This window comes from Nocardioides sp. Root1257 (assembly GCF_001425175.1).
GTDB lineage: Bacteria > Actinomycetota > Actinomycetes > Propionibacteriales > Nocardioidaceae > Nocardioides.
In genome coordinates this window covers 738,971-754,356 of sequence record NZ_LMDV01000008.1, presented here as the reverse complement: position 1 = coordinate 754,356, position 15,386 = coordinate 738,971, and the positions used below count along the sequence as shown (strand labels likewise).

Sequence of the window (15,386 nt, the reverse complement as noted above, 5' to 3'; positions counted from 1 at the left end):
CTACCCGCCCTGCCGCGCCGGCATGCCTGCGACCGCAGGCTCCTCGCCCTCGCCGGTCCCGCGTGCCGGGTCCCGGCGCAGCCAGTGCCAGGCCAGCAGGCACGCGACGAGGCCGTTGAAGATCGCGACGACGACGTCGCTGACGTGGTGCATGCCGCGGTAGATCCGAGCCGACCCCACCGCGAACGGGACCAGCAGGCAGACCGTCACGACGACGGCGCGCAGTGCCGGCTGCCGGATCCGCAGCGCCATCAGGGCCAGCGTGAAGTAGAGGCCGGTGGCCGCACCGGTGTGCCCGCTGGGGAAGCTGGAGGTCGGCGGCGAGTCGTCGAGCTTCTCCACGTCCGGCCGCTGGCGGTCGATGAGCAGGGTGGTGAGGAAGAAGACCAGGGCCTGTGCCGAGATCGCGATGAGCGGCACGACGGCGTACCACCACTGGCGCGTGCGCCACCACACGACGGCCACGACGACCAGGCAGAGCCCGATGATGCTCACCGTCGCGCCGGTCCACGAGAAGACGAACGTGACGTTGTTGAAGAAGTCGGTCCGCGACGACTCGAGCGACTTGTTGACGCTCTCCTCGGAGATCCCGAGGTCCTTCAGCGGGCCGTCCGCGAACATCCAGCCGATCGCCAGCACGACCAGCCACCACACCAGCAGCGGTGCGAGCACGCGTACGGCGAGGTCGCGGCCCGCTTCCTTCAGGGTCGGGCGTGACTGGTCGTCATGCCATCTCGTGAGCATCGTCATCTGCGGACTCCTTCAGGTGTGTGTCAGTAGGCGCAGGTGGGCTCCAGCCCACGTAGCCGGCGTACGACGCGACGCAGAAGCCGACCCCGAGCAGCACGCCGGCAGTCACGTCGGAGAGGAAGTGCGCGCCCATGAAGATGCGATCCGCACAGGTGAGCAGTACCCACCCGGCACCGACCGCGAGCAGCACGCGCCGAGCCGCCACACCCAGGACCGGGCGCAGCAGCAGGAGGACGACCGTGATCACGATCGCGTTGTTCGTCGCGTGGCCCGAGGGGAACGAGTAGCCGTGGTGCACGGCGAACGGCTCCTCGATCACCGGCCGCGTCCGCTGCACCAGCATCTTGAGGAGCACGGCAAGGAGCCACCCGGCGGCCATCGTCGCCACTGCCCACATGGCCCGCGTGCGCAGGTGGAGCCGGAACCAGGCCAGCAGGCAGAGGGGGATGCCGACCACGGCGTACATCACCCAGGGCTGGCTGATCAGCTCCCAGGTCTCGGCCACCGAGCGGAAGCCGTCGTGCGCGCGGGTGAAGTCCGTGGCCCGGAGGCTGACCGCCTGGTCGAGGTCCGCGAGCGGGTCGAACTTCGAGCGGACCAGGAAGGCGAGCACGGCGATCGGCACCGCCACGACGACGGCGTACACGACGGCGCGGGTCAAACGGCGCGCTCGACCCGGGTGCCCCTCCATGCCTCCCATGCAACGGATCTTGCGCAGCGCACCGCCGGCCCAAACGCACCGAACGGGTGGTTGTTTGCGACCTCGGCAGGACGAGCAGAATGCCCGCCGTGGACGTGAGGGAGTGGCTCCTGGGCAGCGAGGAGAGGGAGAACCCGCACACCGCGATCGATGCGGTGCGCGGCGACGGGACGGCCTGGAGCAGCGGCAACTCGGTGCGCGCGCTGGTCCATGGTCGCGACTACTTCGCGGAGCTGCACGAGCGCATCTGCGCGCTCGGCCCCGGCGACCGCTTCTACTTCGCCGACTGGCAGGGCGACCCCGACCAGCAGCTCACCGACGACCCCCGGTCGACGCTCAACAACACGCTCATCGACGCCGTACGCCGAGGGGTGGACGTCCGCGGGCTGCTGTGGCGCTCCCACTGGCACCGGCTCGGCTTCAGCGCGCACCGGCACCGCCAGCTCGGCGAGGAGATCGGCGAGGCCGGCGGTCAGTGCCTGCGGGACATGCGGGTCCGCACCCGCGGCGCCCACCACCAGAAGCTCGTCGTGATCCGCCACGGCGACGACCCGAACCGCGACGTGGCGTACGTCGGCGGCATCGACCTGTGCCACGGGCGCCGCGACGACGCGAAGCACCAGGGCGACCGGCAGCCGGTCGAGATGGCGCGCGCGTACGGCCCCACCCCCGCCTGGCACGACGTCCAGGTGGCGATCCAGGGTCCTGCGGTCCACGACGTGGAGACGACCTTCCGGGAGCGGTGGGAGGACAGCACCCCACTGACCCTCAACCCCGGACGCCTGCTGTCCAGCTTCGTGCACCGCGAGGACCTCTCCCCCGAGCCCCTGGGCGAGCAGGCCCCACCTCCACCGGCCAGGGAGGGCGGCCACGAGGTCGTGCAGGTCATGCGGACCTTCCCGGTCATCTATCCCAAGTCCTACGACTTCGCGCCGGACGGCGAGCGGTCGGTGATGCTCGGCAACGCCAAGGCGATCGCCAACGCGGAGCGGCTGGTCTACGTCGAGGACCAGTTCCTGTGGTCCGAGGAGGTGGGCGACCACTTCGCCGGCGCGCTGCGCGCCAAGCCCGACCTCCGCCTGATCATCGTGCTGCCGATGGTGCCCGACCGGGAGGGTGCGGCGGTGGAGCTGCCGCAGCTCTACGGCCGGTCCCTGGCGATGCGCAAGATCATCGAGGCGGGCGGCGACCGGGTCGCCATCTTCGGGCTGACCAACGACAACGGCATGCCCGTCTACGTGCACTCCAAGACCTGCATCATCGACCACCGCTGGGCGAGCGTCGGCTCCGACAACCTCAACCGCCGGTCCTGGACGAGTGACAGCGAGATCGCCTGCGCCGTGGTCGACGACCGCGGCGAGGCCGACGACCCGGCGCCCCGCGACTCCTTCCCGCGCGTGCTGCTGCGGACGCTGGTCGCCGAGCACCTCGGGTGCGACGAGGCCGACGTCCCGGAGGACCCGCACGACCTCTTCGACGCGATGACGTCGTGCGCCGACGCGCTCGACGACTGGTACGGCGACGGCGACCCGGACCGCCGTACGGGCGTGCGCGGGCGGCTGGCCGACAAGCGACCGCGGCGGCCCGTGCCGGTGCCGCAGTCGGTGAGCCGCAACCTCCCCGGGCACGCCTACCGGCGCCGCCGGGTGCTGGACCGGGCCACGGCGTACGCCGCGGTCGCGCGCGAGCAGCAGCGGCCACCCGGCCGGCTCCGGCGACTGTCGACCCCCGAGCTCACCCGCGCGCAGCTGGTGTGGGCGCCGCGCCTGTACGACCTGGTGTTCGACCCGGACGGACGACCGCGTCCAGGACAAGGGAGCTGACGATGAGCAGACGAGACGGCGACCTGTGGGGTGCCGACCCGCGCGACGAGCTGCGGGCGGACGAGGACTTCGACCTCGACGACCTCGACCGGGGCGGCACGCCCGGCTGGACCTCGGGCAAGAAGGACGCGCGCCGCTTCGGCGGCGAGCGTGGCGACCTCCTGAGCGAGCTCCAGGAGCGGCTCTTCGCCGAGGGCCGCTCCGGCGGCAAGCGGTCGCTGCTCGTCGTGGTCCAGGGGCTCGACACCGCCGGCAAGGGCGGCGTCACCCGCCACGTGATGAGCAAGGTGGACCCGCAGGGCGTGGCGCTCCGCTCGTTCGGCGCACCGACCGACGAGGAGCAGGAGCACCACTTCCTGTGGCGGATCAGGAAGGCGCTGCCGCGGCCCGGCCTCATCGGCGTCTTCGACCGCTCGCACTACGAGGACGTGCTGGTCGCCCGGGTCGACGGACTGGTCGCCCCGGACGTGTGGGAGAAGCGCTACGACGAGATCAACGACTTCGAGGCGGAGCTCGTCGCCTCGGGGACGACCGTGCTCAAGTTCGGCCTCATGGTCAGCCACGACGAGCAGGGGCTCCGGCTCATGAAGCGCCTCGACCGACCCGACAAGCGCTGGAAGTACAGCAAGAACGACGTGCCCACCCGGCGCAAGTGGGACGACTACCAGGAGGCGTACGCCGACGTCTTCCGGCGTACGTCGACGGAGGCCGCGCCCTGGTACGTCATCCCGGCGGACCACAAGTGGTACGCCCGGCTGGCGATCACGGAGATCCTCGCCCAGACCCTGATCGAGATGGACCCCGAGTGGCCGACGGTCCGGTGGGACCCCGAGGCCCAGCGCCGTCAGCTGGCCGAGACGATGAGCACCCGCGCCCTCCGCGCCTCGCTGAAGGAGACCCGCCGCCAGGTGAAGAAGGCCGTGCGGGACGACCGCCGGGTGCGGGAGGAGGCGGCGCGGTCGCTGGAGGCGGTCGCCGGGTCGGACCCGGTCGCCGAGGCGGAGGCCGAGGCCCGTGAGGCCGAGGCGGTCGCCACCGCGGCCGCCGCCATGCTCGACCTGCAGCGGACGCGCACGCAGAAGTCCGTCCTCCTCGCCGAGCGCGACGAGGCCTGACCGGGCTGAACCCGACGACGGGTCAGGCCACGACCGGCCGGCGCGCGAGCCGGATCAGCACCCAGCCCAGCAGCATCAGCACCACGCCGATCACCGACACGAACGCAGCGACGCCGAAGGCGACCACCGAGGTGAACAGGCTCGCCTGCAGGAACGACGCCGTCATCACCGTGTCGCGGTTGGGGTCGTCCTGCGGGAGCTCGGCGTAGGTCTTGCCGCCGCCGATCTCCAGCGCGTGCTTGTTGATGATGTCGGCCTGGGCGTACGCCGTGAACGGCCCCTTCACGTCCTTGCCCGCGAAGTGGGCGGCGTCGTCGGACACCGTGATGTTCTGGTCCGCGAGGGTGCTGGAGACGACCGCGTAGGTGACGATCCCGGCGACCAGGAAGACGGCTCCCAGGACGGCGACGACGATCCCGACGACCCGGACCGCCCTGTCGTTGCTCGTGGCCGGTCCTGCACCGGCGGGCGCACTGTCAGACATGGCCCTCAGCAGACCACCTGGACGCTGTGAACCGCGTCACCCGGACCGGGTGAACGTGGCCGTCGCGACTACCGTCACGCCATGCCTGCCAGCGACCTCGACCCCACCACGCCCGTGCTCGTCGGCGTGGGCCAGTACGCCGAGCGCATCGACCAGGACGGGTACGAGGCGCTCTCCGCGGCCGACCTGGCCGCTCGCGCGGCGACAGCCGCTCTCGGCGACACCGGCGCGGACGTCGTCGCCCTCGCGGCGGCGGTCGACACGGTCGCCGGCGTGCGCCAGTTCGAGATCTCCGGCCCGGGCATCGAGGTCACCCTGGGCGCGGCCGACAACTTCCCGCGCGCCGTGACCGCCCGGGTCGGCGCCGACCCGGCGGATGCGATCCTCGAGGTCGCCGGCGGCCAGGCGCCCCAGCGGCTGGTGACGGAGATGGCGGGCGACATCGCGGCAGGTCGGCGCCAGGTCGTGCTGCTCGCCGGCGCCGAGGCGATCTCGACGGCACGGCACTTCGACGGCCGGGACGACCGGCCCGACTTCACCGAGACCGTCGGCGGCCAGCTCGACGACCGCGGCGCCGGGCTCCGCGGTCTGGTCTCGTGGCATACCGTCACCCACGGCCTGATCGGCGCCCCGGTGCAGTACGCCATGCTCGAGAACGCCCGACGGGCCCGGCTCGGCCTGTCCCGGGCGGCGTACGACGAGCAGATGGGCGAGCTGTTCGCCCCGTTCACGAAGGTCGCGGCCACCAACCCGCTGGCCGCGGCGCCGACCGAGCGGACCGCCGCCGAGCTGGTGACGCCGACCGAGCGCAACCGACCGATCGTGGACCCCTACCCGCGCTTCCTGGTCGCCCGCGACCAGGTCAACCAGGGGGCGGCGGTGCTGCTCATGTCGGTGGCCGCGGCCCGTCGCCTCGGGGTGGCGGAGGATCGCTGGGTCTTCCTGCACGGCCACGCGGACCTGCGCAGTGCCGAGCTCCTGGAGCGCGACGACCTGAGCCGCTACCCGGTCGCCGAGCTGGCCGTGCGGCATGCGCTCGACGTCGCGGGCGCCGAGCTCGACGACGTCGACTTCCTCGACCTCTACTCGTGCTTCCCGGTCGCGGTGTCGGTCGTGCTCGACGCGCTCGACCTGACCGCGGACGACCCACGTGGACTGACGCTGACCGGCGGCCTGCCGTTCTTCGGCGGCTCGGGCAACAACTACTCGATGCACGCGATCGCCGAGACGGTGCAGCGCTGCCGGGCGCACCGCGACGAGCTCGGGATGGTCGGCGCCAACGGCGGCACCATGTCGAAGTACTCGGTCGGCCTCTACTCGGCCCGACCGGTCGAGTGGCGGCCCGATCGGAGCGCCGAGCTGCAGGCGGAGATCGACGCGTGGCCGACCACGCCGTACTCACACACCCCGGAGGGGTGGGCGACGATCGAGACCTACTCCGTGCGCTTCCTGCCCGGCGACCGGCGCTCCGGCACCGTGGTGGGTCGCCTGGAGGCGACCGGGGAGCGCTTCCTCGCCAAGACGTCCGGCGGGGACACCGAGATGCTCGACCTGCTCGCCGGGCCCGACCCGGTCGGGCAGCGGATCTACGTGCGGGCGTTCGACGACGCCAACCGGGTCACGACGACCCGGGAGCGGATGGACGCGACGAGGCCGCGGCCCCCGGCCGGCCCGGATCGCTCCGAGACCGACCGGCAGGCGGCGGAGTTCGACGCGCTGCTCTGAGAGCCGGCGCTCAGACGCCGCGGCCGCCGCGCACGCGGCCGAGGATGAACAGCACGAGGGCGACGATCGCCAGGATGATCAGAATGGTCCACAGCATGAGTGGGCTCCCTCCAGTTGGTGCGTCACCGTCGACGCACAGGAGCAGTAACCCGTCCCGCCGACTCCCAAACTCAGAGGCCCTCGGCGAGCCTCCGGTAGGCCGCGCTCCAGCGCAGCTCCTGCTGGAAGCGGCGGGTCGTGGTGTCGGCGTCGATCACCAGCGCCTCGACACCGGTCATCTCGGCGAAGTCCTCCCAGACCTCGCGGAGCACTGCCTTCGAGAGCACCGTGTGGTGCGGCGCCCCAGCCATCAGCCAGGACTCCGCGGAGACCGACAGCGACGGTCGCGGCTCCCACACCGCGCACGCCACGGGCAGCTGCGGGAGCGCCTCGTCGGGCTCGACCACGTCGATCTCGTTGAGGGTCAGCCGCATCCGGTCCCCCAGGTCCGAGAGCCCCGCGACGACGGCCTCGCCGGGCGCGGCCGTGAAGCGCAGCCGCACCGGGTCCTCGCGGCCGCCGATCGAGAGCGGGTGCACCTCCAGGCTCGGCCGGCCGGCGGCGATCGACGGGCACACCTCGAGCATGTGCGCGCCGAGCACCTTCTCGGCACCGGGGACCAGGTGGTAGGTGTAGTCCTCCATGAACGAGCTGCCGCCGGGTTCGTCGCCCTCCATCACCTTCGCGGCGCGCAGCAGCACCGAGGTCTTCCAGTCGCCCTCGCCGCCGAACCCGTAGCCGTCGGCCATCAGCCGCTGCACGGCGAGACCGGGCAGCTGGCGCAGGCCGCCGAGGTCCTCGAAGTTCGTGGTGAAGGCGCGGAACCCGCCCTCGGTGAGGAACTGCCGCAGGCCGAGCTCGACCCGGGCTCCGTAGCGCAGGGACTCGTGCCGGTCGCCGCCGGGCAGCAGCTCGGGCGCGACGGCGTACGAGTCGGCGTACTCGGTGACGAGCTTGTCGACGTCGCCGTCGGCGACGGTGTCGACGACGGCGACCAGGTCGTTGACGCCGTGGGTGTTGACCGCGACCCCGAAGCGGCGCTGGGCCTCGACCTTGTCGCCCTCGGTCACCGCGACGTTGCGCATGTTGTCGCCGAAGCGGACCAGCTCGAGGCGGCGCAGCTCGTGGCGACCCATCGCCGCGCGCGCCCAGGTCGCCGTACGACGGGCGACCTCGGGCGAACGGACGTGGCCGGCGACGGTCTTGCGGGCGACGCCGAGCCGGGTCTGGATGTAGCCGTGCTCGCGGTCGCCGTGAGCGGCCTGGTTGAGGTTCATGAAGTCCATGTCGATCGTCGACCACGGGAGTTCCATGCCCGCCTGCGTGTGCAGGTGCAGCAGCGGCTTCTGCAGCGCGTCGAGGCCGGCGATCCACATCTTCGCCGGGGAGAACGTGTGCATCCAGGTGATGACGCCGACGCACTCCGGGGCGCTGTTGGCCTCGAGCATCTGGCGGTGGATGGCGGCCGCGTCGAGGAGCACCGGCTTCCAGACGACCGGCACCGTGCCCAGCGACGAGAGGGCGGCCCCGAGCTCGCGCGCGACCTGCTGGGACTGCGCGGCCACCTGGTCGAGCGTCTCCGGCCCGTACAGGCTCTGGCTCCCCGTCAGGAACCAGACTTCGGGGGCGGGCGCGGCACTCGTGGTCATCGGCGATCCTTCTGCTGTCCGTAGACGTTCTGGTAGCGGTCGTGGAGTGAGTCGATGTGGGCCTGCTCGATCGGGATCGGCTCGCCGAGCTGGCGCGAGATGTGCACGGTGCGGGCGACGTCCTCGCACATCACCGCGGCGGCGACGGCCTTGCGAGCGGTCGGACCGACGCTGAAGACGCCGTGGTTGCGCATGATCACGGCCGACGAGCGGCTGCCGCGCAGCGTCTCGACGATCCCGCGGCCGATGGAGTCGTCGCCGATGATCGCGAACGGGCCGATCGGGATCTCGCCACCGAACTCGTCGGCGCACATCGTCAGGACGCACGGCACCGGCTCGCCGCGGATCCCCCACGCGGCCGCGTACGTCGAGTGCGTGTGCACGACGCCGCCGACCTCGGGCATCTCGCGGTAGACGTAGGCCTGTGCCTCGGTGTCGGACGACGGGGCGTGCTCGCCGTCGACGACCTTCCCGTCGAGGTCGCAGACGACCATGTTCTGGGGCGTCAGGTCGTCGTAGGAGACCCCGCTCGGCTTGATCACCAGCAGCTCGTGCCCCGGCACCCGCGCCGACACGTTGCCGGCCGTCCACACCACCAGCTGGTAGCGCGTCAGCTCGGCGTGCAGCGCGGCGACGTCGCGGCGGACGGCGGCGATGGTGGCCTGGGTGTCGGCGACGGCGGTCATCACGCGTCCCCCGGTCCCGGCGCCGTACGACGACGCTCGACCGCGGCCCGCCGGATCGCCTTGAGCCGGCGCATCGCGCGGTCGCGGCGCCCGAAGTGGTCGTGCAGCTGGAGGTACTCCTCGAAGAGGTCGTCGTAGACCCGCGCCCGGCCGTCGTCGGGGAGGTAGGCGTCCCGCACGACCTTGCCCATGCTCTTCGCGGCGGTGGCCACGTCGGCGTACGCGCCCGCCGCGACCGCGGCGTGGATGGCCGAGCCGAGGGCCGGACCCTGATCCGAGCCGATCACCGACAGCGGCAGCCGGGTGACGTCGGCGTAGATCTGCATGAGCAGCGGGTTCTTCGCCAGCCCGCCGGCGACGATGAACTCCTCGACCGGCACCCCGCTGTCGCGGAACGTCTCGACGATGACGCGGGTGCCGAACGCGGTGGCCTCGAGCAGCGCGCGGTAGACGTCCTCGGGACGCGTGGCCAGGGTCTGGCCGAGCACCAGCCCCGAGAGCTCGTGGTCGACCAGGACGGAGCGGTTGCCGCTGTGCCAGTCGAGGGCGACCAGCCCGTGCTCGCCGACCTCCTGGCGTCCGGCCAGCTCGGTCAGGAGCTCGTGCAGGCTCTGGCCCGCGGCGGCGGCGCGCTCGGCGTACGCCGCGGGCACCGAGGTCTCGGTGAACCACCCGAAGATGTCTCCGACGCCGCTCTGCCCGGCCTCGTAGCCCCAGGCACCGGCGACGACACCTCCGTCGACCACGCCGCACATGCCGGGGACCTCGCGCAGGATGTCGGAGCTCATGATGTGGCAGGTCGAGGTCCCCATGATCGCGACCATCTGGCCGGGTCCCACGGCCTGTGCGGCGGGGGCCGTGACGTGGGCGTCGACGTTGCCGACGGCCACGGAGATCCCCTCGGGCAGCCCGGTCCAGGCGGCCGCCTCGGCGGTGAGGGTGCCGGCCCGCTCTCCGAGCTGGCCGATCGGCTGGTCGATCTTGTCGGCCACGAACCCGCCGAAGCCGGGAGCCAGCGCCTCGAGGAAGTCGGCCGACGGGTAGCTGCCGCCCTGGCCGTCGAGGTTCTGGAGCTGGCCCTTGTAGCCGGCGGCGCAGGCGTTGCGGACGTAGCTGCCGGTCAGCTGCCACACGATCCAGTCGGACGCCTCGACGAAGCGCTCCATCCGCTCGTACGTCGCGCGGTCGTCCTCGAAGAGCTCGAGCCCCTTCGCCAGCTCCCACTCCGAGGAGATGAGGCCGCCGTACCGCGGCAGCCACGCCTCCCCGCGGTCCGCGGCCAGCCGGTTGATCCGGTCGGCCTGCGGCTGGGCGGCGTGGTGCTTCCAGAGCTTCACGTAGGAGTGCGGGCGACCGGCGTACTCGGGCAGCTCGCAGAGCGGGGTGCCGTCGGTGAGGGTCGGCACCATCGTGCAGGCCGTGAAGTCGGTGCCGATGCCGATGACGTCGGCCGGGTCGATCCCCGCCGCGGCGACGGCCGCGGGGATCGTGGTCCGCAGCACCTCGCGGTAGTCCTCCGGCACCTGGAGCGCCCAGTCGGGTGCCAGCTCGGTGCCGTCCGGCAGGGCCCGCTCGAGGGCGCCGTGCGGGTAGTCGTGGGTGGCACTGCCGAGCTCGGCGCCGTCCGCCACCCGCACCACCACGGCACGGCCGGACAGGGTGCCGAAGTCGACACCGACCACGTACTGGTCCTGGGTGCTCATCGGGTCCTCTCGCTGGTGCTGGCGCGGACCACCAGGTCCGCGTCGATCAGGCGCTCGGGCAGCTGACGGTCGCCCGCGATCGCCGCCTGCAGGATCTCGATCGCCCGGGTGCCGACCGCCGCGAAGTCCTGGCGGACCGTGGTGAGGGGCGGGATCAGGTACGCCGCCTCGGGGATGTCGTCGAAGCCGACCACGCTGACGTCACCGGGCACCGACCGTCCGGCCTCGGAGAGCGCGCGCAGGAGGCCGAGCGCCATCTGGTCGTTGGCGGCGAAGACCGCGGTGACGTCGGGCCGCCGCGCGATCTCGACACCCGCGGCGTAGCCGCTGCTGGCGGTCCAGTCCCCCGGCACGTGCGGGTGCGGCCGCAGCCCGGCCGCGTGCATCGCCCGCTGCCAACCGGTCAGCCGGGCACGAGCCTCGGTCCAGGGCAGCGGCCCCGCCAGGTGCAGGATCTCGGTGTGGCCGAGGTCGAGCAGGTGCTGGGTGGCGAGCTCCGCGCCGCGCACCTGGTCGACGCCGACCGTCAGCCGGGTCGTCGCGTCGTCGCCCTCGACCACCACGATCGGGACGCCGGTCGCCTCCTGGGCGCGGGCGACCTCGAGCGCCTCGTCGTTGGCCGCGATGAGCACGATGCCCTCGACCCGCTGGTCGTGCAGGTGGTCGACGGCGTCCAGGACCTCGGCCCGGGTCATGGTCGGGAGGTTGACCGAGCTGACGAAGTAGCCGGCGTCGCGACCGGCCGACTGGATGGTCCGGTGCACGGTGCTCGGCCCCCAGAAGCCGGTGCGCGACCCGATGACGCCGACCGTCGCCGACCGCTTCGTCACCAGCGCGCGGGCGGCCTTGTTGGGCCGGTAGCCGAGCTGGCGGATCGCGCGTTCGACGCGCTCGCGGGTCTCGGGGCGCAGGTTGGTCTGCCCGTTGACGACGCGCGAGACGGTCTGGTGCGAGACGCCGGCGAGGCGGGCGACGTCGGCCATCACCGGCGTCCTCTCGGCCGGCGGGCGCGGGGCGGTCTCGGTCACGGCTGCCGCCGCGTGGCGAACCGCTGGACGACGACGAACACCAGCAGCAGGGCTCCGGTGATGATCCGGATCCAGTACGAACTGAGCGTGCCGTCGAAGGAGATGAGCACCCGGATCAGGCCGAGCACGAGCACGCCGAGCAGCGAGCCGACGACGTACCCGCGCCCGCCGGTGAGCAGCGTGCCGCCGATGACCACCGCGGCGATGGCGTCGAGCTCGGTGCCGATCGCGTGCAGGCTGTTGCCGGACAGGATGTAGAAGGAGAACAGCAGGCCGCCGAGCGATGCGCAGAAGCCGCTGATGACGTAGACGCCGACCTTCGTGAACGCCACCCGCAGGCCCATCAGCATCGCGGAGCTCTCGTTGCCGCCGATCGCGTAGACGGTGCGGCCGAAACGGGTCCGGGCCAGCACGTAGGCGGCGATCGCCACCGTCACGAGGGCGATGATCGCGGTCCACCTCAGGTAGTAGTCGCCGAAGGTGACGGTCTTGAACGCCAGCTTGGTGAACGTCGGGTCGCTGATCGAGATGGACTCGACGCTGATCAGGTAGGTGAGCCCGCGGGCCAGGAACAGCCCGGCCAGCGTCGCGATGAAGGGCTGGATGTCGAAGTAGTGGACCAGCAGCCCCATCAGCAGGCCGAGCAGCGTTCCGGTCGCGAGGACCGCGGCCATGGAGAGGTACGGCGACCACCCCATCTGCAGGGTCTTGGCGGCGATCATCGTCGACAGCGCGACGACCGACCCGACCGAGAGGTCGATGCCGCCCGTGAGGATCACGAACGTCATGCCGACGGCCAGCACGATCAGGAAGGCGTTGTCGATCAGCAGGCTGAGCAGCACCTGCGGGTCGGAGAAGCCCTCATAGCGCACGCCGCCGAGCGCGAACAGCCCGATGAAGAGGGCGAGGGTCGCGATCACGGGAAGAAAGCGCGACGGCGGCGAGTAGCCCTTGACGCGGTCCCAGACCGAGCCGGCGGACACGGTGGCGGTCGAGGCGCTCATGCTGCGGAACCCTTCGCGAGGACGGGGACGGACGGGCCGCGCCGGTGGACCCGGAACAGCGCGCGGACCTTGGGCGACTGGAGCAGGCAGACGGCGATGACGACCACGGCCTTGAAGAGGTAGTTGAGCTCCGAGGGGATGCCGATGTTGGGGATCGTGCGGGCCAGCGTCGCGATGAAGAGCGCGCCGACCAGCGTGCCGGTGAGCGAGAACCGGCCCCCGGCCAGCGACGTGCCGCCGATGACGACGGCGAGGATCGCGTCGAGCTCGATCCAGAGCCCGAGGCTGTTGGCGTTGACGGAGTTGGTGTTGGCCGCGATCACCAGGCCGGCGACGCCCGCGCAGAAGCCGGAGAACGCGTAGACGGTCCAGATGATCGTGCGGGACCGGACGCCCGCGAGCCGGCTGGCCTCCGGGTTGATGCCGACGGCCTCGATGAGCATGCCGAGCGCCGTACGACGGGTGAGGATCGCGGTGAGGACGAAGACCCCGAGCGCGATGATGAAGGCCAGGGGCAGCGTCAGCACGTAGCCCGAGGCGAGGTCGCTGAACCAGCCGTTGCGGACCGTGGTGATCTGGCCGTCCGTGATCGCCATCGAGATGCCGCGTCCGGCCACCATCAGGATCAGGGTCGCGATGATCGGCTGGATGCCGACGACCGAGACCAGGAAGCCGTTCCACGCGCCGAGCACGATGCAGACCGCGAGCGCGTAGGTGCAGGCCAGCACCGCCGTCGTCAGCGCGGCCTCGTCGCCGGCCCCGACGATCCGGGTGCAGGCGACGGCGGCGGAGATCGCCGCGATCGCACCGACGGAGAGGTCGATGCCGCGGGTGGCGATGACCAGGGTCATGCCCAGGGCGACCAGCAGGACCGGCGCGCTGTTGCGCACGATGTCGACGAGGTTGCCGTAGAGGTGCCCGTCCTGCATCCGGATGTCGAAGAAGTTCGGCTTCACGACCACGTTGATCAGCAGCAGCACGACCAGGGCCAGCACCGGCCACAGGAGCGGGTGGCGCAGCACGCGCTGGGTGAGGGTGGCGGTCTCAGGCACGGTCGCCCTCCTCCTGCTCGGACTGCTCGGACTGCTCGGAGCGGGCCTCGCCCGCGATGATCTCGAGGACGTCGCTGACGCTGACGTCCCGGTTGGCCCGCTCGTCGATCTTGCGGCGGTCCCGCATCACGACCAGGCGGTCGCTGAGCCGGAGCACCTCCTCGAGCTCGGCGGAGATGAAGACGACCGCCATGCCCTGGGCCGCGAGCTCGGCGACCTTCGCCTGGATCTGCGCCTTCGCACCGATGTCGATGCCTCGGGTCGGCTCGTCGAGGATGAGCAGCTCGGGCTGCGTGATCAGCCAGCGCGCGAGGAGCACCTTCTGCTGGTTGCCGCCGGAGAGGTTGCGCATCAGGGCGGTCGGGTCGGCAGGTCGGATGTCGAGGGCCTGGATGTACTGGTCGACGAGCTGGGTCCGAGTCGCCTGCGGGATCGGCCGCAGCCAGCCGCGCGAGGCCTGGAGCGCCAGGAGCATGTTGTCGCCGACGGTGAGGTCACCGACCACGCCCTCGGCCTTGCGGTCCTCGCTGGAGAACGCCACGTTGCGGTCGATGGCGTGCCGGGGGCTGCGCAGCTTGCGACGGGACGACCCGATCGCCACCTCGCCGGTGTCGGCGGTGTCCGCGCCGAAGAGGAGCCGGGCGAGCTCCGTGCGACCGGAGCCGAGCAGGCCGGCGAGTCCGACCACCTCGCCCTCGTAGACCTCCAGGTCGGTCGCCTCGAGCGAGCCCTTGCGACCGATGCCGATCGCCCGCAGCACCGGGGTGCCCGACTCGTCGGCGTCGGTGGCGCTGACCTCGCGGTCGAGCCGCTCCAGCGCCTCCAGCTCGCGACCGATCATCAGCTTCACCAGCTGGAGCTGGCTGGTGTCGGCCACCATCCGCTCCTCGACCAACGCGCCGTTGCGCAGCACGGTCATCCGGTCGGCGATCTCGTAGACCTGGTCGAGGAAGTGGGAGACGAAGACGATCGCGACGCCCTGGTCGCGCAGCCGCCGCATCACCTCGAAGAGCTTCGCGACCTCGTCGGCGTCGAGGCTCGAGGTCGGCTCGTCGAGGATCAGGACCCGTGCTTCGACGTCGACCGCGCGGGCGATGGCGACCAGCTGCTGGATCGCGATCGGGTGCTCGCCGAGGTCCGAGGTCGGGTCGATGTCGATGCCCAGGCTCTCCAGCCGGTCCTTCGCCCGCCGGTTCATCGCCCGGACGTTGATCGAGCCGAACCGCCGCGGCTCGCGCCCCAGGAGCATGTTCTCGGCGACGGTGAGGTTCGGCAGCAGGTTCACCTCCTGGTAGACCGTGCTGATGCCGGCGGCCTGGGCGGCCGCGGGCGAGCCGAACAGGTGCTCCTCGCCGCCGACCAGCACGGTGCCGGAGTCGATGCTGTAGACACCGGTGAGCGCCTTGATCAGGGTCGACTTCCCGGCGCCGTTCTCGCCCATCAGGGCGTGCACCTCACCGGGGTAGAGCCGCAGCGAGACCTCGTCCAGCGCGCGCACGCGGCCGAACGTGATGGAGATGTCGCGCATCTCGATCACCGGGGCCCGGTCGGCCGGCACCACGGTGCCCGACGCGGACGACTCGAGGTCCATCTGGGTCATCTCGTTCCTCTCCATGCTGCATGGTCCA

12 protein-coding genes and 1 pseudogene are annotated in these 15,386 nt (G+C 71.7%); 3 read left to right on the top strand and 10 right to left on the bottom strand.

Features of this window, described 5'->3' with window-relative positions; translation table 11 throughout:
• Both ASC77_RS11690 and ASC77_RS11685 read right to left on the bottom strand, forming a co-directional pair.
• The gene (locus tag ASC77_RS11690) at positions 1-750 is read right to left on the bottom strand and encodes a phosphatase PAP2 family protein (RefSeq protein WP_056152526.1); all 750 of its coding nucleotides are present in this window, start codon (positions 748-750) and stop codon (positions 1-3) included.
• Positions 725-1,450, bottom strand: a complete 726-nt coding sequence (locus ASC77_RS11685; RefSeq protein WP_200944963.1) for a phosphatase PAP2 family protein — start codon at positions 1,448-1,450, stop codon at positions 725-727. The genes ASC77_RS11690 and ASC77_RS11685 overlap by 26 nt, the downstream gene beginning before the upstream one ends.
• Before the next feature lie 89 nt (positions 1,451-1,539).
• On the opposite strand from ASC77_RS11685, the gene ASC77_RS11680 reads away from it, so the two are divergent.
• Both ASC77_RS11680 and ASC77_RS11675 read left to right on the top strand, forming a co-directional pair.
• Positions 1,540-3,273, top strand: coding sequence for a phospholipase D family protein (locus tag ASC77_RS11680; RefSeq protein WP_162249820.1), 1,734 nt, complete (start codon positions 1,540-1,542; stop codon positions 3,271-3,273).
• 2 nt (positions 3,274-3,275) lie between these two features.
• A pseudogene (locus ASC77_RS11675) lies at positions 3,276-4,130 on the top strand (PPK2 family polyphosphate kinase); the annotation flags it as partial.
• A 280-nt stretch (positions 4,131-4,410) separates the two neighbouring features.
• On the opposite strand, the gene ASC77_RS11670 reads toward ASC77_RS11675, so the two are convergent.
• Complete coding sequence (locus tag ASC77_RS11670; protein WP_056152518.1) at positions 4,411-4,872, bottom strand: hypothetical protein; 462 nt, start codon at positions 4,870-4,872, stop codon at positions 4,411-4,413.
• An 81-nt stretch (positions 4,873-4,953) separates the two neighbouring features.
• On the opposite strand from ASC77_RS11670, the gene ASC77_RS11665 reads away from it, so the two are divergent.
• Positions 4,954-6,597, top strand: a complete 1,644-nt coding sequence (locus tag ASC77_RS11665; protein ID WP_082574644.1) for an acetyl-CoA acetyltransferase — start codon at positions 4,954-4,956, stop codon at positions 6,595-6,597.
• Positions 6,598-6,767: 170 nt separating this feature from the next.
• Here ASC77_RS11665 and araA read toward each other — a convergent pair whose 3' ends face one another.
• The 7 genes from araA to ASC77_RS11630 are packed head-to-tail and all read right to left on the bottom strand — an operon-like array spanning position 6,768 to position 15,373.
• Positions 6,768-8,285 carry an L-arabinose isomerase gene (gene araA / locus ASC77_RS11660; RefSeq protein WP_056152515.1) on the bottom strand — a complete coding sequence of 506 codons (1,518 nt, stop codon included), beginning with the start codon at positions 8,283-8,285 and terminating at the stop codon, positions 6,768-6,770.
• On the bottom strand, positions 8,282-8,971 hold the full coding sequence (locus ASC77_RS11655; protein WP_056152512.1) for an L-ribulose-5-phosphate 4-epimerase: 690 nt from the start codon (positions 8,969-8,971) through the stop codon (positions 8,282-8,284). Before ASC77_RS11655 ends, araA begins: the two co-directional genes overlap by 4 nt.
• Positions 8,971-10,674 carry a ribulokinase gene (araB, locus tag ASC77_RS11650; protein ID WP_056152510.1) on the bottom strand — a complete coding sequence of 568 codons (1,704 nt, stop codon included), beginning with the start codon at positions 10,672-10,674 and terminating at the stop codon, positions 8,971-8,973. The genes ASC77_RS11655 and araB overlap by 1 nt, the downstream gene beginning before the upstream one ends.
• On the bottom strand, positions 10,671-11,702 hold the full coding sequence (locus ASC77_RS11645) for a LacI family DNA-binding transcriptional regulator (RefSeq protein ID WP_235547598.1): 1,032 nt from the start codon (positions 11,700-11,702) through the stop codon (positions 10,671-10,673). The genes araB and ASC77_RS11645 overlap by 4 nt, the downstream gene beginning before the upstream one ends.
• Positions 11,699-12,706 carry a galactofuranose ABC transporter, permease protein YjfF gene (gene yjfF / locus ASC77_RS11640; protein ID WP_056152508.1) on the bottom strand — a complete coding sequence of 336 codons (1,008 nt, stop codon included), beginning with the start codon at positions 12,704-12,706 and terminating at the stop codon, positions 11,699-11,701. The genes ASC77_RS11645 and yjfF overlap by 4 nt, the downstream gene beginning before the upstream one ends.
• Positions 12,703-13,758: an ABC transporter permease gene (locus ASC77_RS11635; RefSeq protein WP_200944962.1), complete on the bottom strand. Its 1,056-nt coding sequence runs from the start codon at positions 13,756-13,758 to the stop codon at positions 12,703-12,705. The genes yjfF and ASC77_RS11635 overlap by 4 nt, the downstream gene beginning before the upstream one ends.
• The gene (locus tag ASC77_RS11630) at positions 13,751-15,373 is read right to left on the bottom strand and encodes a sugar ABC transporter ATP-binding protein (protein ID WP_235547595.1); all 1,623 of its coding nucleotides are present in this window, start codon (positions 15,371-15,373) and stop codon (positions 13,751-13,753) included. The genes ASC77_RS11635 and ASC77_RS11630 overlap by 8 nt, the downstream gene beginning before the upstream one ends.
• Between the last annotated feature and the right edge of the window lie 13 nt (positions 15,374-15,386).